This window comes from Capnocytophaga genosp. AHN8471, assembly GCF_016806945.1.
In the GTDB taxonomy this organism is placed as follows: domain Bacteria; phylum Bacteroidota; class Bacteroidia; order Flavobacteriales; family Flavobacteriaceae; genus Capnocytophaga; species Capnocytophaga periodontitidis.
This window is the reverse complement of the sequence record NZ_JAESPJ010000006.1, coordinates 260,861-281,300: the sequence shown is the minus strand read 5'-3', so window position 1 is coordinate 281,300 and position 20,440 is coordinate 260,861. Positions and strand designations below refer to the sequence as shown.

The 20,440-nt window shown below is 39.9% G+C and carries 19 protein-coding genes and 1 pseudogene; 19 read left to right on the top strand and 1 reads right to left on the bottom strand.

Going from position 1 to position 20,440, the window contains the following annotated elements; translation table 11 throughout:
• Positions 1-11 precede the first annotated feature (11 nt).
• The 16 genes and pseudogenes from JMN12_RS03060 (at position 12) to JMN12_RS02985 (ending at position 13,995) form a co-directional block, all read left to right on the top strand.
• Positions 12-1,376 (top strand): tetratricopeptide repeat protein, encoded by a 1,365-nt coding sequence (locus JMN12_RS03060; protein WP_203092897.1) that lies wholly within the window; start codon positions 12-14, stop codon positions 1,374-1,376.
• A gap of 89 nt (positions 1,377-1,465) precedes the next feature.
• A complete protein-coding gene (locus tag JMN12_RS03055; RefSeq protein WP_203137024.1) occupies positions 1,466-1,912 on the top strand; it encodes a hypothetical protein in 447 nt (148 codons plus the stop codon).
• Between the two features lie 74 nt (positions 1,913-1,986).
• Positions 1,987-4,458, top strand: coding sequence for a DUF4982 domain-containing protein (locus tag JMN12_RS03050; RefSeq protein WP_203137022.1), 2,472 nt, complete (start codon positions 1,987-1,989; stop codon positions 4,456-4,458).
• Between the two features lie 58 nt (positions 4,459-4,516).
• The gene (locus JMN12_RS03045; RefSeq protein WP_203137021.1) at positions 4,517-5,323 is read left to right on the top strand and encodes a toxin-antitoxin system YwqK family antitoxin; all 807 of its coding nucleotides are present in this window, start codon (positions 4,517-4,519) and stop codon (positions 5,321-5,323) included.
• Positions 5,324-5,502: 179 nt separating this feature from the next.
• The gene (locus tag JMN12_RS03040; protein WP_238423794.1) at positions 5,503-6,384 is read left to right on the top strand and encodes a hypothetical protein; all 882 of its coding nucleotides are present in this window, start codon (positions 5,503-5,505) and stop codon (positions 6,382-6,384) included.
• Positions 6,385-6,430: 46 nt separating this feature from the next.
• Positions 6,431-6,640: a hypothetical protein gene (locus JMN12_RS03035; RefSeq protein WP_238423793.1), complete on the top strand. Its 210-nt coding sequence runs from the start codon at positions 6,431-6,433 to the stop codon at positions 6,638-6,640.
• Positions 6,604-6,982 (top strand): annotated as a pseudogene (locus JMN12_RS03030) (IS1595 family transposase); the annotation flags it as partial. The gene JMN12_RS03035 and the pseudogene JMN12_RS03030, both read left to right, overlap by 37 nt.
• Before the next feature lie 29 nt (positions 6,983-7,011).
• On the top strand, positions 7,012-7,803 hold the full coding sequence (locus JMN12_RS03025; protein WP_238423792.1) for a superoxide dismutase: 792 nt from the start codon (positions 7,012-7,014) through the stop codon (positions 7,801-7,803).
• Positions 7,804-8,254: 451 nt separating this feature from the next.
• Complete coding sequence (locus tag JMN12_RS03020; RefSeq protein ID WP_203137019.1) at positions 8,255-9,145, top strand: fructose bisphosphate aldolase; 891 nt, start codon at positions 8,255-8,257, stop codon at positions 9,143-9,145.
• Positions 9,146-9,170: 25 nt separating this feature from the next.
• Positions 9,171-10,160 (top strand): hypothetical protein, encoded by a 990-nt coding sequence (locus tag JMN12_RS03015; RefSeq protein WP_203137017.1) that lies wholly within the window; start codon positions 9,171-9,173, stop codon positions 10,158-10,160.
• Positions 10,160-10,831 carry a 16S rRNA (cytidine(1402)-2'-O)-methyltransferase gene (rsmI, locus tag JMN12_RS03010; RefSeq protein ID WP_203137014.1) on the top strand — a complete coding sequence of 224 codons (672 nt, stop codon included), beginning with the start codon at positions 10,160-10,162 and terminating at the stop codon, positions 10,829-10,831. The genes JMN12_RS03015 and rsmI overlap by 1 nt, the downstream gene beginning before the upstream one ends.
• A 192-nt stretch (positions 10,832-11,023) precedes the next feature.
• On the top strand, positions 11,024-11,659 hold the full coding sequence (gene tsaB, locus JMN12_RS03005) for a tRNA (adenosine(37)-N6)-threonylcarbamoyltransferase complex dimerization subunit type 1 TsaB (protein WP_203137003.1): 636 nt from the start codon (positions 11,024-11,026) through the stop codon (positions 11,657-11,659).
• A 78-nt stretch (positions 11,660-11,737) separates the two neighbouring features.
• A complete protein-coding gene (menA, locus tag JMN12_RS03000; RefSeq protein WP_203136993.1) occupies positions 11,738-12,649 on the top strand; it encodes a 1,4-dihydroxy-2-naphthoate octaprenyltransferase in 912 nt (303 codons plus the stop codon).
• 32 nt (positions 12,650-12,681) lie between these two features.
• A complete protein-coding gene (locus JMN12_RS02995; protein ID WP_009412791.1) occupies positions 12,682-13,362 on the top strand; it encodes a metal-dependent hydrolase in 681 nt (226 codons plus the stop codon).
• Positions 13,363-13,496: 134 nt separating this feature from the next.
• Positions 13,497-13,793: a type II toxin-antitoxin system HigB family toxin gene (locus JMN12_RS02990; protein ID WP_009412790.1), complete on the top strand. Its 297-nt coding sequence runs from the start codon at positions 13,497-13,499 to the stop codon at positions 13,791-13,793.
• Positions 13,794-13,797: 4 nt separating this feature from the next.
• Complete coding sequence (locus JMN12_RS02985) at positions 13,798-13,995, top strand: toxin-antitoxin system, antitoxin component, Xre domain protein (RefSeq protein WP_009412789.1); 198 nt, start codon at positions 13,798-13,800, stop codon at positions 13,993-13,995.
• A gap of 78 nt (positions 13,996-14,073) precedes the next feature.
• Here the strand turns inward: JMN12_RS02985 and JMN12_RS02980 are convergent, their stop codons facing one another.
• Entirely contained in the window at positions 14,074-14,979 is a 906-nt protein-coding gene (locus JMN12_RS02980; RefSeq protein ID WP_203136991.1) for a hypothetical protein, read from the bottom strand.
• Between the two features lie 193 nt (positions 14,980-15,172).
• Here JMN12_RS02980 and JMN12_RS02975 point away from each other — a divergent pair, with 193 nt between their 5' ends.
• The 3 genes from JMN12_RS02975 to JMN12_RS02965 all read left to right on the top strand — a co-directional run bounded on the left by JMN12_RS02975 (position 15,173) and on the right by JMN12_RS02965 (position 20,434).
• Positions 15,173-16,819, top strand: coding sequence for an Ig-like domain-containing protein (locus JMN12_RS02975; protein WP_203136989.1), 1,647 nt, complete (start codon positions 15,173-15,175; stop codon positions 16,817-16,819).
• A 50-nt stretch (positions 16,820-16,869) separates the two neighbouring features.
• Positions 16,870-19,656 carry a DNA polymerase I gene (gene polA / locus JMN12_RS02970; protein ID WP_203136987.1) on the top strand — a complete coding sequence of 929 codons (2,787 nt, stop codon included), beginning with the start codon at positions 16,870-16,872 and terminating at the stop codon, positions 19,654-19,656.
• 244 nt (positions 19,657-19,900) lie between these two features.
• The gene (locus JMN12_RS02965) at positions 19,901-20,434 is read left to right on the top strand and encodes a methyltransferase (RefSeq protein WP_203136985.1); all 534 of its coding nucleotides are present in this window, start codon (positions 19,901-19,903) and stop codon (positions 20,432-20,434) included.
• Positions 20,435-20,440 lie beyond the last annotated feature (6 nt).

Genomic DNA, 20,440 nt, shown 5'->3' with positions numbered 1-20,440 from the left:
AAATAAACGATATGAAAAAATGCATCATTTTCTTAGCACTATTTTGTTGTTCTTTTAGTTGGGGACAACGGAAAGTAATCTTGGATACCATTCAGAAGTTCATCAAAGCACGTATTGACGACCCAAAAATTAAAGCCCCTGTTGATGAATTTTTTGCTAATTACCTCAGTGCCAAACCTATTAGTGAGGGTGAATTATGGGAAGACAAAGTAGGTATTTGTATGGATGTACTTAATGAGAAAAACCGTGTGGTATATTATCCCGCAAAGTTTGATGTAAGTTATATCAATATAAGTTTCAATGCTTTTAGCATAGAAGACCAAGAAGACCCTGCAGGAAGAGAACAATATATACAACAATTTCTGAAAAACGAAAGAAGCAAGATACAGAAATCGGCCTACTTTAACCACGTAAAATACCAATATTTAAACTATAAAACTAAGAAATTTGAAATTAATACAGGTGATATTTTGATTGAAAATAAACGCCATAGTACTTTTTTTAGAAGCAAAGGCGACTATGTTTATGGATTAGCCGTAGCTAATACACACCTCGGCAATATGGGTAAGGCTATTTTCAAATTGTATATCTTTGATAAAAAACTACTTTCTCCTGAAGCCCAAAGTGAAATTCAGCAAAAACGAAACACCTCTTCTACAGTTGACAAAACCGATTTCCCTCTGTATCACGACAAACGTATAAACGAATTAATTACGCTGCTCAAAGACCTTCTCAAAAGCGACCCTACCTATAAAAAAGACCAAAAACTGGTAGGTATTTATAACAAACTGAAGGAAGAAGAACCTTTAGATAGAGAGAATATTAGGTTAGTACAAAATGACCTTGTTTACCTCGCTGATTTGAAAATAAAAGAAACCTCAGAAAATAAGTGGTACGTATACGATTTGCGCAATATCGCCCATTTGGCAGCCCACTCATTAGCTGATATCTACTATGGTAATAAGGACTACCCAATGGCTGAAAAGTATTTCTTGAAAGCCTTGTACGATGCCCCTTATGAAGACAGAAGTGCTACCACCGTAAAAAAAGATAACGAACGCATTTTCCTCGATTTAGTGGATATTTATGAAGCACAAAACAAAACAGATGCTGCGATTGCTCACTTGTTGCCTCTCTTAGCATCATATTATTATGAAAAGAAAAGCAATGAAAAATTAATAGCTTATATTCCTAATGAAAAATCATCTCACGCTACATTTGAGAAAGATATACGTAAAGCTCTACTTTCAGCACGCACCACTGATGATGGCAATATCGAAATAACGTTTAGAGGACATAAAGTAGCTTTTTGGTATCATAACATACCACAATTTTTAGAGGTAGTGAGGAATGGCGACTTTTATAAAAATTTGTGATTTTATGCGAGAAAGCAAAAATCAAAAACTTGTAAGTAAAAAATAAATCCTTATATTTGGAGAATTAATAATTTAAAAACATCATAAAAATGAAAAAGCTGATAAGCGTAACGTTTGCATTATTGCTACTCTGCTCAGCAGTTACCTTAGTTTCTTGTGGAAAAGACGATGATAAAAAAGGCGGAAGTGAAGCCCCAGAAGGCACTCGAGAACTCACCCAAAATGGAATTACTGCCAAAATAGATCAAGAGCGATGGGGAGGAGATGGAGGTAACACGGTGTTGTATGTAAACTTGTTATTGACAAAGTCTGATGCCAACTCCAAACCAACAGGAAAAGTTTATGTGCAAGCGAGAACTACCGATGGACAAGTTTTGCAATCTTGGAGCAATGGTGTTGAAGGGCAAGGCGCAGAATTTGGAAGTCGTTGGATTGGAAATGAACACCACCTTGAATTTTCATTTTCCCTCCTCAACGGGAAACAAATGAAAGCAAACTCTGTAACTATTTCAAAAATTGAGGTGTATTCAAATTAAGCGAGGAGTGAAAAGATAAACGAAAGCTATAAGAAGCTTCCAGAACTCCGATTAAAAACTACTGATTTATAAAAATGAATAAAATCAACCTTTTACTTTTATTAGGCGTTGTCGCTACAAGCTGGGCGCAACAACAGCAAACCCTCGAAAAAGGGTGGAAATTTACCCGTGAGGACAAACCGGTGTTCTCGCAAACTAACTACAACGATGCCAAATGGCAACGCGTAACCGTGCCTCACGATTGGGCTATCTATGGTCCTTTTGATATCGAAAACGATATCCAGCGCACTGCCATCAAGCAGGACGGACAAAAAGCAGCTATTGAACACACAGGGCGCACAGGTGGGTTGCCTTTTGTAGGTGTAGGCTGGTATCGCACGCAGTTCAACGTGCCTGAACTTACGTCTGATAAGCAAGTGTTTGTACAGTTTGACGGAGCGATGAGTAACCCCGAGGTGTTTGTAAACGGACAAAAAGCCGGCGAATGGCACAACGGCTACAACACTTTCTTCTTGGATATCACTCCTTACGTAAAAGCTAATAACAACACTTTGGCAGTGCGTCTCAACAACCTTACCCAGATGTCGCGTTGGTATCCAGGGGCAGGCTTGTACCGCAATGTGCATATCATCACTAAAAATAAGACGCATATCCCTATTTGGGGCGTACAGATTACCACCCCCGAAATAACAAATAACTTCGCCAAAGTAGTAGTAAATACTGAGTTTGTAGCTGATAAGAAGACTTCAGTTGCAGCAGAGACTGTTATTTTCGACGAGCGAGGTGAAAGAGTAGCGTATGCTAATACCAAAGCGACTCCTTACACTACCGATAAGATTTCAGCAGAACTGTATATTGATAATCCTCGCTTGTGGGACATCGGTAAACCTTACCTCTATAAAGCGGTTACCAAACTCTATGAAGGCGATACTGTAAAAGATGAGGTAACCACTACTTTTGGGGTTCGCTCTATCGAACTCAAGCCTAATGATGGGCTATACCTCAACGGACGCAAAATCAAAATACAAGGGGTGTGTATGCACCACGATTTAGGGGCGCTGGGCGCTGCCGTAAACGAGAGTGCTATACGCCGACAAATGGTAATCTTGAGAGATATGGGGGTGAATGCTATCCGCACTTCGCACAATATGCCCGCCCCTGAATATGTGCGCGCTGCCGATGAAATGGGTATGCTACTCGCCGTAGAGAGTTTCGACGAATGGGCTATCCCCAAAGTGGAAAACGGTTATCATTTGTACTTCAAAGAATGGGCTGAAAAAGACCTTACAAACCTCGTAAAACACTACCGCAACAACCCTAGCGTGCTGATGTGGTTCATCGGTAATGAGGTAGAAGAACAGAGCGTAGAAAGTGGTTCGCAAGTAGCGCGCTATTTGCAAGATATCATCAAAAAATACGATACTACCCGCCCTGTGAGTAATGGTATGGATAGACCCCACGATGTGCTTAAAAACAATATGGCAGCAACGATGCAGCTAATGGGCTTCAACTACCGTCCGTTTAAGTACAAAGAGGCTTACCGCAAGTTGCCACAACAGCTTATTTTGGGTAGTGAAACCGCTTCAACGGTGAGCTCGCGCGGCGTGTATAAGTTCCCCGTAGAGCGCAAATCAATGGCTAAATACCCCGATATGCAATCGTCGTCTTATGACGTAGAACACTGCGGTTGGTCAAACTTGCCCGAAGACGACTGGATACATCAAGAGGATTTGCCTTATACCGTAGGAGAGTTCATCTGGACAGGCTTCGACTATCTCGGCGAACCTACTCCTTACTATGTAGAATGGCCATCCCATAGTTCCTATTTTGGAGCAGTAGATTTGGCTGGGCTACCCAAAGACCGCTTCTATCTCTACCGCTCGCATTGGAATAAGGAAGCCGAAACCTTGCATATCCTCCCTCATTGGAATTGGGAAGGGCGCGAGGGTGAAGTAACTCCTATATTCGTTTATACTAATTATCCTTCTGCCGAATTGTTTATCAATGGCAAAAGTCAAGGCAAACGCTCTAAAGACCTTTCTATAAAATTAGAAGAGGAAGAAAAAGACGGCAATCCTTCAGATTTAGAACGCCAGAAACGTTACCGCCTAATGTGGATGGATACTAAGTACGAACCTGGTACTGTAAAAGTAGTAGCTTACGATACTAATGGTAAGGCAGTAGCCGAAAAAGAAATCCGTACCGCGGGTAAGCCTTATGCCTTGCGTCTTAGCAGTGAACACAAAACAGTGCTTACCCCTAATAGCAAAGACCTCGCTTTTATCACTGTGGAGGCAGTAGATAAGGACGGCAATCTATGCCCAACAGTGAATGACCTTGTGCAGTTCAGCGTTAAAGGTGCTGGCTTTTATAAAGCAGGTGCTAATGGTGACCCTACTTGCACCGACCAATTCCACTTACCTAAAATGCACCTTTTCAACGGGAAATTAGTGATGATGATACAAGCAGGTGAAAAAGCAGGTGTAATAAACATAGAGGCTAAGACTAAGAAATTGAAAGGGAAAATTGATATAATGGTAAGATAATCTCAGTACAACATATTTACTGATTGTTAATTGTTAATTGTTAATTGTTAATTGAAATATGAAATCTCTATTTTTATCCATTAGTTTGCTGTTTGTCAGCACTTCATTCGCCCAAAAACTACTCCCTGAAAGAGATGTCCGTCAGCAAGTATTTGCAGGTGAGAAGTTTTTCAAACTCTACACTACCGATGAACCTCTTGATGGGACTTACAAAGTAGTGATGAGCGGTGGCGCCTATTATGAAGCTACTTTTGTAGAGGGGCGTATCAATGGTGCTTACAAACGCTATAATGGTGAGGGTAAACTCACCACCGAGGAACACTACAAGAACGGTAAAAACGACGGTACTTGGAAATATTACAACGATAAAGGAAAACTCATATCCCTCAAAAATTACAAGGATGGAAAGCCTTGGGGCAAATGGCAACTTTGGGATGACGATGCCGAGTGGTTGCAGTCAGAATCTGATTACAAAGGCGAAAAAAATTACACCCTGCGCATATATTACGATAATGGCAAACTCTCCGAAGAACACACTTACAAAGAAGGTAAAGAAGATGGCTCTCAAAAGTATTACCAAAGAGAAGGCTATTTGTCAAAAGAACTTTTGAAAGAAAATGGTGAGCTCGTTTTGTATAAAACCTATCATTCCAATGGTAAGTTATATTCTGAAATGCCCTATAAGGATGGTAAGAAAAACGGAAAAAACGTTATCTATTATCCTAATGGTAAAATTACCGAAGAAGGTACTTATAAAAACAACAGAAAAGAGGGTGTTTGGAAATACTATAACCAAGCCGGCCGACTCACCTCTGAAGAAACTTACGACCACGACAATATCGTAAAAACCGTTAATTACAACTAAAAATCCTAACTCCTAACACCTAAATAAATCTTTTGAGGTGTCAAAATAATTTCATATATTTGCACTCTGAAAATACTTTGACACCTCAATTAAATTTTTTGATTATCAAGTTAATGGAATAAAAATAATAACACAAAGGTAAATTCTATTTTATATTGCATAAATATCTTAAAAAACAAATGAAAAAACAAATAAAACAATATATGAAATTATTACTTATTAGTTTATTTTTAATAGGGACAGTGAGTTCTTGTGAAAATGTTGTTAATAATAACACTGAAAAAGATCCACAAAATGAATTATTAAGTATCGAATCTGATACCATATCTGATACCAAATCTGATACCATATCTGATACCAAATCTGATACCATATCTAATGCACAAGAACATTGTGATTTTGAAGATTTTATTAAGGAAGAGATTGGCTATTTAAATGGCGGTTTTAATAGCAAAGGAAGACTTGATTTAGGGAACATTAATATAAGTTCAATGCTCTCTAAACCATCTTTTCCTTATATTGGGTTTATTGATATAAAGATTAAAAGAAGATTAGAGATTAATTTTCTAAAAATAGAAAAATCAACAACAAATGATAGTCTTTATATAGCAAAAGGGAAAACAAAAGTTGGTAAAAATGTAAGATTGTTTGAAGGAGATATAAAAATCAAACATGTATATTTTTTTGCAGAGCATTCTAAAGGTTTAGAGGATGATATGGTGGGGAAAATAAAATCACGAGGAATTATCATTACTGATTATTATTTTAGAGAAGATAAAAAATTATCAGCTACGGGTATCTTTGAAGGAAAGGTTTTATTAAGATGGTATATTAACAATAAAGGAGTGTTTTTATTTGATGATATTGAAGAATATTCAGATGACTATAGCAACAACCAATTTGTAGGGACTTGGACAAGTTATAAGACAGGAGTTAAAAAAGTAGCTAATTGGGGCATTTGTCGAATTCCTTGCTCAGGAGACTTAGATATAGGTGCAGCTGAATTTTTTCCTGCTCCTGAATATAAAAAATATGGCTGGGAAGACTACTATAAACCTTAAATAAAAAAAACCTTACCTTTGCAAAACAAATAAACAAGATAGAACAATGAACAACCTACTCACCCATTATCCTGTGAATTGGATAGACGGAATGAAGCTAAGCAGCAGCCATTTTATTGCTGTGCAGGACTTTGTAACTGATAGTATTAGAGATGCCATAGCCCTGCAAACCACAGACCTTAACTATGGCTTACAGCCTATGGCTGGTGATTCGGTAAAGATGCACGTGCTGTTGGATCACTATTTCATAGACTAAAATTTGGGTTATGTAAAGCATTTTTTATATGTTTTGAAATGACAACTACAACTAAAGGTCTATCAGCCTCACAAGTTGCTCGTCGTTATGAAATTAGTCGTCAGACTGCACATTATTTTATGCAAAAAGAATTTTCCTACATTACATAAGGTAATACATCAAGTAAAGTCTTGGATACGAGGTATATATTCTTGGGTATCAGAATTTAACATAGACCGATATTTAGCGGAATACAGTTTTAGAATTAATCGCTCACAAAATAAAGATACTATCTTTAACAAATTAATGAAAAGAATTGTAGAACGTTCTCCCGTTTCCCAAAGTCAATTAGTATGTAGCTAAATAGACACCTCAATAAATTAATTTATTATATGAAACTCAAAAACGCAATCACACTCAGCGCCGTAGCTTTGGCTACAGCCTTCACTTCTGGTGACCTTTACGCTCAGAAGAAAAAATCAAAAACTAAAAAAGCACAGGAAGAGACTGTTATAGGCATCCAAAGAGGCTCTAACTACGGTGACCCTAAAGATGTAAAAGCCGAAGCAGGTGCCTTTGCTATTGTACCTCTAAAGTACAAATATTTCGGTTTAGAAGAATATATCGATGAGGAAACAATGTTCATCCATTTCTCTAAACACTATGTAGCTTATTTAAACAACCTCAACAAGGCAGTAGCAGGTACTCCTCAAGCGCAAATGAGCATCGAGGAACTCCTTCGCACGCTTGATATGAACAACGCAACCTTGCGCAACAATGCCGGTGGTTACTTCAATCACAATATGTACTTTGCAGGGATGTCACCCAGTGGCGGAAACCCTAAAGGAGCCTTAGCAGCCGCTATCGATCGCGATTTTGGCAGCTTTGATAACTTCAAAAAAGCCTTTGCCGAAGCAGGTGCCAAACGTTTTGGTTCTGGTTGGGCTTGGTTAGTAGTCAATAACGGTAAATTACAAGTCGTGAGCACTGCCAATCAAGATAACCCATTGATGCCAGGTTTAGGTGTATCAGGTATTCCTATATTAGCAATGGATGTATGGGAACACGCTTATTACTTGAAATATCAAAACCGCCGTGGCGATTACATCAATAACTTTTTCAACGTAATCGATTGGGATGTAGCCGAACAACTCTATCAAAAAGCAATTACCCCTAAACCCTAATTGCACAAAACACTATATGTTCCCTCATCAAAAAAGTCACTTTTGCGGCTTGCCCCTTCCCTTCGGGAGGGGAACGAGGTAGGCATTTAATAATCAATTGTTTTTTGAACTATCTTGTGTACGGACGTTTTCCAAACGCCCTTACAAATATCAATATATGTTCCCTCATCAAAAAAGTCGCTTTTGCGGCTTGCCGCTTCCCTTTGCGAGGGAAACGGGGTAGGCATTTGATAATCAATTACTTTTAGAGAATGTTGTGTAGGGGCGTTTTGTAAACGCCCTTACAAATATCAATATATGTTCCCTCATCAAAAGAATTGCTTTTGCGGCTTGCCTCTTCCCTTTGGGAGGGGAACGGAAGTAGTCATTTTAAAACAAGTTGTTGGATTAATTTTTTTTATTTGAAAAATAAGTTGTACCTTTGTAGCATAATTTTAAAAACTTAATAACAATGAACGCAAAACAATTTGAACAAATGAAAAATAGCAAGGGCTTTATTGCAGCTCTTGACCAAAGTGGTGGTAGTACCCCTAAAGCCCTTAAACTCTATGGCGTAACTGAAGACCAATACAGCAACGAGGAACAAATGTTCGACCTCATTCACCAAATGAGAACACGAATTATCAAAAGCCCCGCCTTTTCTCACAAAAAAATTATAGGCGCTATCTTGTTTGAGCAAACTATGGATAGACAAATCGATGGTAAATACACCGCCGACTATCTTTGGGACGAAAAACAAGTCGTTCCTTTCCTAAAAGTAGACAAAGGATTGGAACCCCTCGATAACGACGGCGTTCAACTGATGAAACCTATCACAGGACTCGCCGAACTATTAACCCGCGCTAACGAACGCCATATCTTTGGAACTAAAATGCGATCAGTGATTAAAAAAGCTTCTTCCGAAGGTATCGCACGAGTGGTTGACCAACAATTCGAGGTCGCTAAGCAAATAATAGCCGCTGGTTTGGTGCCTATCATAGAACCCGAAGTAGATATCAACATCCCCGATAAATCTCCCGCCGAGGCTATCTTGCGCGACGAAATTAGAAAACATTTAAATACCCTCCCCGCCACTGCCAATGTGATGCTCAAACTCTCTTTGCCTACCATCAACAATTTGTACAAAGAGTTTACTCACCACCCCCGTGTAGTGCGCGTAGTAGCTCTTTCAGGAGGTTATCCACGTGAAAAAGCCAATGCCATCCTCGCCGAAAACAAAGGGGTAATTGCAAGTTTCTCTCGCGCCCTTACCGAGGGGCTCTCAGCAACTCAAACCGATGAGCAGTTCAACAACACCTTAGCTCACACCGTCGAAGGAATTTACGAAGCCTCTGTGAAATAATATCAAAACTAAAATAGTAACGCGAATGAAAGAAGCATTAGAACACGACCTCATCACTTTAGCTACCGAAATCCTCGCTAACGAAGGTGAGTGGAACCTCGCTCAACTAAACAAACAAGCTCACAAAATTACCGAGAAAATCGCTATTCTCACTTTTGTGGAAAAATACTATCAAACACTTGGAGCTTCAGAAGACCGTATGCACCGCACTATGCGAAAAGTATCCGATTTTATCGATGAAAATCAAGAAGAAGATATCTTTGATATACAAGTAGAAGCTTCCGAAGTGCACCCTCTCACTGCCCCTGAAACAGCCGCTAAAGAAACTCCTAAAAAAGAACCCGCTTCTCAACCTGCCTTTGTGGCAATGGAGCCTGCCCCTATCACAAAAGAGGAAAAATCAGCTCCTGTCGAGAAACCTATTGTTAAACGCATTTTGCAAGAGGAATCCTATTCAGAACCTAATTGGGCAAAGCCAACAAGTCGATTACAAACTGCAACAGCCGATCAACCAATTGAAAAACCTCAACCAATTGAAAAACCTCAACCAATTGAAAAACCAAAACCTGTCGAAACTGCTGCAGTAGCATTTGAAATCGAGCAACCCGCCATCGAACAATCTGAACAGTTTATCCAGCAACCTCAGTATACCGATGAGCAACGCCTCCTTAAGCAAACTCCTTCCTTAGAAGAGTTCATCTCTCAAAGCAAAAACACTGTTTTCGATAAAAAAGATACTACCGATGATGTGAAACCCACACAATCACTCAATGATAAGTTTGGAAAAACTCTCCAAATAGGTTTGAATGATAAGTTAGCCTTTGTGCAAAGACTCTTCTTCGGTAGTGAAAGTGAGTATAATAAGGTAGTAAAACACTTGGGCGAATTAAACTCTATGCAAGACGCCGTTCTCTATATCGAGCAACAAGTAAAACCTACTTACAACTATTGGAAAGGCAAAGAAGAGTACGAACAACGCTTCCTCGACCTCGTTCTTAAACGTTTTGAAGTCTAATGAGCAAACTCTATTTGATTCCTACCCCTATTGGAAATTTAGAGGATATAACACTGCGTGCCCTCAATTTACTCAAAGAAGTAGATGTCATCTTAGCCGAAGATACTCGCACCAGTAGCAAGCTCCTCAAACACTACAATATTCACACCCCTATGCAAAGCTACCACCTGTTCAACGAACATAAGGTGGTAGATAGTTGGGTGCAGCGTATCAAAGGAGGAACAACTGTCGCCCTCATTACCGATGCCGGTACCCCTGCCATTTCCGACCCTGGATTTCTGCTCTCTCGCGCTTGTATTGCTGAGGGAGTGGATGTGGAATGCTTGCCAGGTGCTACAGCTTTTGTCCCCGCCTTAGTAAATAGTGGATTGCCCAACGACCGCTTTGTGTTTGAAGGTTTCCTACCCGATAAAAAAGGTCGCCAAACTCGACTCTCACAGCTCGCCACCGAAACCAAAACAATGATTTTCTACGTTTCCCCTCACAAACTCCTCAAAACCCTCACCGATTTTATCGCTACTTTCGGTGCCAACCGCCCCGCAAGTCTATCGCGTGAACTCACCAAAGTCCACGAGGAAACCAAACGCGGAACCCTTCAAGAATTGTTGGATTTTTATAAAGATAAAAACGTAAAAGGTGAAATAGTGATGATTGTTTCAGCTAACAAGTAACAGTGTCGCTTTTGCATCAATTCGATATAAAAGAATATTGATTTACAGCTTTGTAACATAATATATTCACAATTTTAGATATGTAGAAGATAAAAATCCAAAAATATGGATTAACTTTCATTCGTTTTTTAATAGAGGAATTGAAACGAGAAAAAAACATTGTAGTTGTTTTATTAGATATTATTCAAAAAAATGCTTTTATTATCTATAGAAACCTCAGGACTTAACTGTTCTGTAGCCTTGTCAAAGGATAATCATATTCTCGCTGGAAAGTCCGAGAATACGGGTAAATTTACTCACTCTGAGAATCTACACCTCTTTATAGAAGCCGTGATGCAACAAGCCTCATTGCCCCTCACCGCCTTAGATGCAATAGCGGTAAGTGCTGGAGCAGGTTCATATACCGGTTTACGCATAGGGATTGCTACTGCTAAAGGTCTCTGTTTTGCCTTAGAGAAACCCCTTATAGCAATTCCTACCCTCCAGATTCTCGCTCATCAAGCCCAAGCCGATTGCATTATCGCAATGCTCGATGCCCGCCGTATGGAAGTGTATAGTGCAGTCTTTAATAGCCAATATGAGTTCGTAACCCCCACCGAAGCCAAAATCCTCGATGAACACAGTTATCAAGAAGAATTAAATAAAGGAAAAGTAACTTTCTTAGGTGATGGAAGTAATAAATTCGCTGCTATTTGTAAACATCCCAATGCCGTTTTTATTCCCAATGCTTTTCCTCAAGCCAAAGATATGCTCCCTTTTGCTATCGCAAAATACAACGCTCAAGACTTTGAAGATATTGCTTACTTCGAACCTACCTACTTAAAATAGACGTTTTTTGTTAAAATTGTTAATTATCATAGCTACAAATTTGCTAATTGGCAAATTATTTATACTTTTGTGCCTTAAATGAAAGTAATTACACTCATCAAAGCAGCGCGACTCCGCACTTTGCCCCTTTCAGTAGCAGGAATTATCACAGGGAGTGCGTTAGCTTATCGCTATGACCCTTCGGCGTTTAGCTGGCAAATATTCGCTTGGGCATTGCTTACAACTATACTGTTTCAAGTGCTTTCTAATTTTGCTAATGACTATGGCGATGGTGTGAAAGGCACCGATAATGAACATCGTTTAGGGCCTCAGCGCGCTTTACAAAGCGGAGCTATAAGTCGCTTGCAACTCAAGCGCATTATACTCATTACCGCAGGACTCTCTATACTCTCAGCATTAATACTTATCTACTTAGCTTTTGGTTGGGAAAACCTGCTCTATATAGTGATATTCTTTGTGTTAGGATTATTGTGTGTAGTAGCAGCTATCAAATACACAGTAGGAAGTTCAGCTTATGGCTATTGCGGTTTAGGCGACCTCTTTGTGTTCGTATTCTTTGGATTGGTGAGCGTGGTAGGCAGTGAGTTTCTCTACTCACAAACCCTCCAATGGATTACTTTTCTGCCTGCTATCTCTATAGGATTGTTAAGTGTAGCAGTGTTGAACCTCAACAATATGCGTGACTACGAGAACGACCAGCGTTCAGGCAAACACACTTTAGTAGTGAAAATGGGAATTTCGCTTGCTAAGTACTATCATTACTATTTAGTGGTGTTGGCAATGCTTGCCCTACTCAGTTTTTCAGTACTGCGCCTCCAAATGCGTTGGGAATTGCTCTATCTGTTAGCTTTCTTTCCTTTGGTAGTACATTTGCTTTCAGTAAAGCGCAACAACGATCTTAAGCTTTTGGACAAAGAACTAAAAGTAGTCGCTCTGAGCACCTTTTTGCTCTCAGTACTCTTTTTTATAGGAATATATATCAGTAAATAAAATACTCATACTTAAAGAATTATCTAATTACTATGGAAATTACTTTTTACGGACACGCCAGCATAGGGATAAAAATAGGTGAAACTCACTTACTCGTCGATCCTTTTATTTCCGAAAACCCTTTAGCGAGTGATATCGATATCAATCAAATAAAAGCTGATTATATCCTCATCACTACGGCTGGGCAAGATCATACTTGGGATGTAGAGAAGATTGCCAAGCGCACTAAAGCTCAAATCATCTCTAATTTCGAGATTGCTCGCTACTTTTTCAATCTTGGTATTGAGAACAGCCACCCTATGGATTTAGGTGGAACTTTCAATTTCCCTTTTGGTTCTGTGAAAATGGTATCGGCGTTGCACTCTTCTACCTTTGAAAATGGTAGTGATGGAGGTGCTGCTTGTGGATTTGTGATCAAAACCCCCGATAAAACAATTTACATTGCGGGCAGTACCGCCTTGCATTTCGATATGCAACTTATTCCAGTGCGTTACAAGCTTGATTTAGCTGTATTACCTGTAGGTGGTAACTTCACTATGGACGTAGAAGATGCTATTATGGCTTCCGATTTCGTAAAGTGTAATAAAATATTAGGATATCACTACAATACAATGTCGCATATCAAAATAGATAAAGATGCCGCCGTACGTAGCTTCAAAGCCAAAGGCAAAGAACTCATACTTTTAGGCGTAGGACAAATTGTAGTAGTATAATTTACTTAGTGTACTAACCCTCTAAAAACGCCAAAGGTCATAGCATAACACTATGACCTTTGGCAAAGTTTTTTATAGTTCATTGTTAATTGAAAATTATTTATTACTTTTGCCATAACTTTATAACCACTCAAATGAGAATTATAGCTAAAAAAACCATTGTTGAATTTTACACACAACATTCCGAAGCTAAATTTCCTTTGGAAGATTGGTATAGAAAAACTATTGTTGCCGAATGGTCTTGTTTTGCAGATATTAAAAAAGACTTCAATAGTGTAGATGCTGTAGGAAATGGTAGATTTGTTTTCAATATCAAAGGCAACCACTTTAGAATAGTAGTACATATACTATTTGTACCTAAAATAATATATATCCGTTTTATCGGTACTCATAAAGAATATGATAGAATTGAAAATATAGATAAAATATAACATTATGATAAAAAATGAAATGCAATACAACGCTATAATGAAACGCATAGGTGAGCTTTTGCAAATAGTAGATGATAATACTCACGAAAGTAACCCTGATTATATAGAATTAATGATTCTTACAGATCTTGTAGAAGCCTATGAAGATATGTATTACCCTATAGAAAATACACTATCAAGTCAGTCATTACCTGTCTCCTAACTCCGAATCTCTAAAAACGCGAAAGGTCATAGCATAACTCTATGACCTTTCGCGTTTTTCTTACTTCTTAACTCTTACCTAATAAGTAAATTCCTTGCTTCCTACTATCACTCCATCTCTCTTTACAACAGCTTTCTGTGGGTATTCATTTTTGAAATACTCGTAAGTGGTCTCTTCCACGTAATCTTGTCCCGAAATATTAGGGTATTTCACTGTTTTCTTAGTGATATTGTTACGACTATAACCTTCTTGTAAGAAAAACTCTGGGTGGGTCATTCTATACGAAAAAAGTAAGTAACGAGGGTTAGTCTTGTTGTCGTAAGTGTAAGTAGTAATTGAAGTCTTACCATTTTCAGTACGTGTGTGCTCTTTCACGGTTTCGTTGTAGTTGAGCACATACTTATCGGTAGCAACTATAGTAGTTTTAGGTCTATACCCTACCGTTTCTGTACGAACAGAAGTTTCTGTATTCACTTCATTAAGACCAAACTTGTAGGTAATGATTGTATAAACCGTAGTTTCAGATGATGTCTTTTTAGTTTTAACATACTCCGAAAGCAGACGACCATCATATTTATACTCCTCTATGATAGGATATGCCCTACCTACTTCAGTAGTTGTTTTTTTCTTGACACTTCCCCTTTGAGTATACTCGTTGTACACAGTTTCGCTCTTTTGTATACCGCTTTCTTTGTATACAGTTTTAGTGGGGAAAGACCCATCGTATGAGTTTTCAAACTCCGAAGTAGGGATTTTACTCGTTGCAACTGTATCAACAGTCATTTTCTCTAATAAGCCTATACCAGTGTTGCGATATTTATACTCGCTGGTAATGCTCATTGTGTGGGTGCCTTGCACAGGTAAGATGTTTTCTACAATCTTATCTGCCAAATAAATAGGGTCTTTTTCTGGTTGATAGTCATCTTTGTCATTACAAGCGACTAATAGCCCTACTGCCAAAAGTAATAAACTCACTCGTCTCATTGTATATACTATTTAATTGATTTTCTTTTAGAAAGAATATAGGTCTATATTAAAATAAATTATCTTATAAGTACTTGTTTTTTGAAGATTGTCCCTCTTCGAAGGGACGGAGGCTATACTATAAAAGCCGCAAAAATCTTGCCATATTCACATTATTTATTACTTTTGCAAATTAGAAATTCGTATTTTAGCTATGAAACATCGTTTACCCATACTCCTCTCTCTCCTTATTGCCCTCACCCTTTGGCAATGCGCCCGCCGCGGCTCTCCCACTGGTGGTCCTAAAGATGTTACCCCGCCGGTACTCTTGCAATCTGTGCCCAAATCGGGGGCTATGAAGTTCCACGGCAAGAAAATACGCTTGCAGTTCGATGAGTTTGTGGTAACTAAAGACGTCCGTAAGCAGCTCATCATCTCTCCTCCTATGAAAACTTTTCCTATCATTTCGCCTACTTCGGCTTCTAAATGGTTGGAAATTAATATCGCCGATACTCTTAAACCTAATACTACCTACGTGCTGAACTTCGGTAATAGCATTCAGGATTACAACGAGGGCAACCCGATTTCCGATTTCAAATATGTGTTTTCTACCGGTAGCACTCTCGATTCACTGTGGTATGAGGGCGACATCGCCGATGCAATCGCTCCTAAACCCGATAATTTCGTGACTGTAATGCTCTATCCTTACAACGAGCAGTATAACGACTCATTGGTGTATAAAACGCAACCTACTTATGTAACCAATACCCTCGACAGCCTCGATAGTTTTGTGCTCGAATACCTCAAAGAAGGCAAATACAAACTCATCGCCCTCAAAGAAAAAAGCCCTAATTATATCTTCAATCCTAAGGACGACAAAATTGCTTTTATGGACGAACCTATCACCGTTGCCGATTTGAAAGGCAGTCCACAAGGTTTTTACCCTAAATTGCGCTTGTTCAAAGAAGTGCCTCCTTACAAGGCTCATCGCCCTACACAAGCTGCTGGCAACCGCGTGCAATTTGGCTTTGAAGGCAAAACCGATAGTGTACAAATCAAGCCTATCTCGCCCGTAACTCCCGATTTTAAATATACTATCTCCAAAGACCCTAAGAAAGATACACTCAACTTTTGGTATACCCCTAAACAAAAAGATTCTTTGGTATTTACTATTACCAAAAAACAGAAAACCGATACGTTTAAAGTCCGTTTAAAGGAGATGAAAAACGATAGCTTGCAAATAGAAAACCTCTTTTCGGGCGACTTGCCTATGTACAAGGACTTTGGCTTCAAGAGCAATATCCCTATCGTAAAAACTGACCCCTCTAAACTAAAAGTTTTCGCTGGCAAAGACTCTACAGCGGTGGCTATTCCGTTCAAAACGCGCTTAGACCCCAATAATTTAGAGTACTATCTCTTATTCGATAAGAAAAACGACGAGACCTACCGCATTGAAGCACTCCCTAATGCCCTCACCGATTTTTTCGGACATACGAACGATACCCTAAAAGTAACCGTGCGCACTAAAAAACTCGAAGAGGTAGCTATCCTAAAAATGCACCTCAACACTGCCGAAAACACACTGCAATATCCACTTATACTGCAACTTACCAATGAGAAGGCAACGGAAGTGCTCCGCGAAATTTATATCGAAAAACCTCTAACCGAATATCTGTTCGAGAATGTAACACCTGGTAAATTCCGCTTGCGACTCATTGAAGATAAGAACAAAAATCACCAATGGGATACCGGTAGTTTCTTAGAACATCGGCAACCCGAGCGGGTGTGGTATATGCCTAAAGAAATAGAACTCCGCGCCAATTGGGAAGTTGAAGAAAATTGGCAAATCACTAACCCCTAACAAACTACGTACGGGCGAATTGCAATTCGCCCCTACCAATGATATATAAAATGAAAAAACGCCTTTTCCTCCTCGATGCTTATGCCCTTATTTTTAGGGGCTACTACGCCTTTATCAAGAACCCGCGCATCAATTCCAAAGGATTGAATACTTCGGCGATTCTCGGCTTTATGAACTCCCTTTTCGAGGTGATTAAAAAAGAAAAACCCGACCATCTCGCTGTCGCTTTTGACAAAGGAGGGAGCGTAGCACGCACCGAACTCTTTACCGACTATAAAGCCAATCGCGAGGAAACCCCCGAAGCGATTCGTTTAGCTATCCCCTATATCCACGAAATACTCAAGGCTTTGCACATCCCTATCATCGAAAAAGAGGGGTACGAAGCCGATGATATCATCGGAACGCTCTCTAAACAAGCCGAAGCTCAAGATTACCAAGTGTTTATGGTAACCCCCGATAAAGACTATGCGCAGCTGGTGAGCGACAATATCTTTATGTACCGACCTGCGCGCTCGGGCAATGATATCGAAATTTGGGGTGTGAAAGAGGTGCAAGAGAAATTTGAAGTGCAAAACCCTTTGCAGGTGATTGATTTCCTCGGTATGATGGGCGATGCTGTCGATAATATTCCTGGGCTGCCTGGGGTAGGCGAGAAGACCGCCAAAAAGCTACTCGCCGATTTTGGCTCTATGGAAAATCTCCTCGCTAATACTGATAAACTGAAAGGAAAACTCCGTGAAAATATAGAAAATAACAAGGAAAAAGGCTTGCTCTCCAAACAATTGGCAACCATTATGCTCGATGTGCCGGTAACTTTTGATGAAGCCGATTTTGCAATGTCTCAACCCGATTTTGAAGCGGTGGGCAAGATTTTCGATGAGTTAGAGTTCCGTCAGTTGCTACAAAATTTCCTAAAAACCTACCAACCAGAAGCTGTGGTACAAACTCCCCCTAAGGCTGCTTCAGGGCAGCTGGATTTGTTCTCGCAAGGCGACCTCTTTGCGCAACCGCAATTGGTGAGCGATAAGAAAAACAGCAGCAACACTCCTCATTTCTACCAATTAGCCGATACCCCAATGGCACAACAACTCTTGTTGCAAAGCCTATTGCAACAAACTGAAGTGTGTTTTGATACCGAAACTACTAATATAAACGCTCTCGAAGCCGAATTAGTAGGGATATCCTTCTGCTGGGCAGCTCATAAAGGGCATTATTTGCCATTTCCTAAAGAAAAAGAAGCAGCTACTAAGCTCATAGAGCAATTCCGTCCGTTTTTTGAGAATGAACAGATAGCTAAAGTAGGTCAGAATTTGAAATACGACCTCAAAGTGTTGCAAAACTATGGAATTGAGGTACAGGGCGCTCTCTTCGATACGATGATAGCCCATTACCTGCTAAATCCCGATATGCGTCACAATATGGATATCCTCAGCGAAACCTACCTGAACTATACACCTATTGCTATCGAGAGCCTTATTGGCAAAGGGAAAACCCAGCGATCTATGCGTACCGTGCCTATCGATGAGGTAAAGGAATACGCTGTGGAAGATGCCGATGTCACTTGGCAACTCAAAAAAGTGTTCCAAACTCAAATGTCTCAAGTAAATGCCCAAAAAATCTACACCGATTTAGAGGCACCTCTCATCAAAGTGTTGGCGGCTATGGAACGCGAAGGGATAAACCTCGATGTGGATTTTTTAAAAGAATACGCTAAAACCTTAGATGCCGATATTGCCCAACTCGAAACAACTATAGCTGAGCAGGCTGGCGAGACTTTCAATTTGGCATCGCCTAAACAACTCGGCGACATTCTCTTTGAAAAACTGAAGATTGACAGCAAACCGAAAAAAACGAAAACCGGTCAGTATGCTACTTCCGAAGAAGTCTTAGCGCCTTTTGCTGCCAAACATAAAATCGTAGCCGATATATTGGAGTGGCGACAAGTGCAGAAACTCAAATCTACTTATGTAGATGCCTTGCCTTTAGAGGTAAATAAAAGTACGGGTCGTGTGCATACTACCTATATGCAAACAGTAGCTGCTACAGGTCGACTCAGCAGCAACAACCCTAACTTGCAGAATATCCCTATCCGCACCCCTCGTGGGCAGCAGGTGCGCAAGGCGTTTATCGCTCGCAATCCCGATTATGTGCTCCTCTCTGCCGACTATTCGCAAATAGAACTCCGCATCATCGCTGCCCTCAGCGAAGAACACAATATGATTGAGTCCTTCCTCCGCAATGAGGATATTCACCGTTCTACCGCGGCAAAGGTGTTCCACGTGCCTTTGGAAGAGGTAACCCGCGAGCAACGCAGCCACGCCAAAACCGTGAATTTTGGGATTATATATGGCGTATCGGCATTTGGGCTATCTGCACAAACCGACCTCTCCCGATCCGAAAGCAAAGAACTGATAGACACCTATTACGCTACCTATCCTAACCTGCGCAACTATATCAATAAACAAATAGAGTTTGCTCGCGAGCACGGCTATGTAGAAACCATTTTAGGCAGACGCCGTTATCTACCCGATATTCATTCGCATAACCAAGTAGTGCGTGGAGGCGCTGAGCGCAACGCTGTGAATGCCCCTATACAAGGCTCAGCAGCCGATATTATCAAAATCGCAATGATACGCATATACAACCAGTTGCAAGCCCAAAAACTCCAAACCCGTATGCTCCTCCAAGTACACGACGAGTTAGTGTTCGATGTGCCTAAAACCGAATTAGAACTCGTAAAACCCCTTGTCAAAGAAGTGATGGAAAACGCCTTCACCCTTGCCGTTCCCCTCGTCGCCGATTTAGGTGTAGGCAACAACTGGCTCGACGCGCATTAATTGTGTCGCCGCCGGCGACACAATTTCAAAAATATTAAAAATATGTCCAAAAAGAATGTCACTACACTTTGCCAAAGTTTTAATTGCTCGTCGTGCTACGACCTTTGGCAAAGTTGACCTCTCTGATTATCAATAATTTTTGAAGTATGTTGTGTATGTACGGGCGTTTTGCAAACGCCCTTAAAGAAAAAAATCGGATAACTTCTTTAAAATTAAACGTTATTCCCTTGTTAATTGTTAATTTATGTACAAAACCCTTCCTAAAAAACGCTATCAAAAAACCTTGAGTATTCTCAAGCGATATGCTCCTCAGGGGAGTACAATCCTCGATATAGGGGTAGAAAATCCTTTTTCAACGATTATGAAAGAGGAAGGTTATACGGTGCTTAATACTACCGGTCAGGATTTAGATTTCGAGGCAAATACCCTTCAGAATTTTCAATCCGATTTCACTACCGCTTTAGAGATTTTAGAACATTTGGTGAACCCTTTGGCTGTACTGCAAAATGTCCCTACAAATAAAATATTGATTACAGTACCTTTGCGACTTTGGTTTGCCAAAGCTTACCGCAATACTGCCGACTCCCGCGACTGTCATTACCACGAGTTTGAAGATTGGCAATTAGATATGCTTGTTGAAAAAGCAGGATTTCGGATTGTATATAGAGAAAAATGGACGCACCCCGTGAAGAAGTTAGGCTTACGTCCGCTGTTGCGGTATTTCACTAATAGGTATTATGCCGTAGTAGCCGAGAGAATTAACAAGTTAGAAAATTAGCAGATT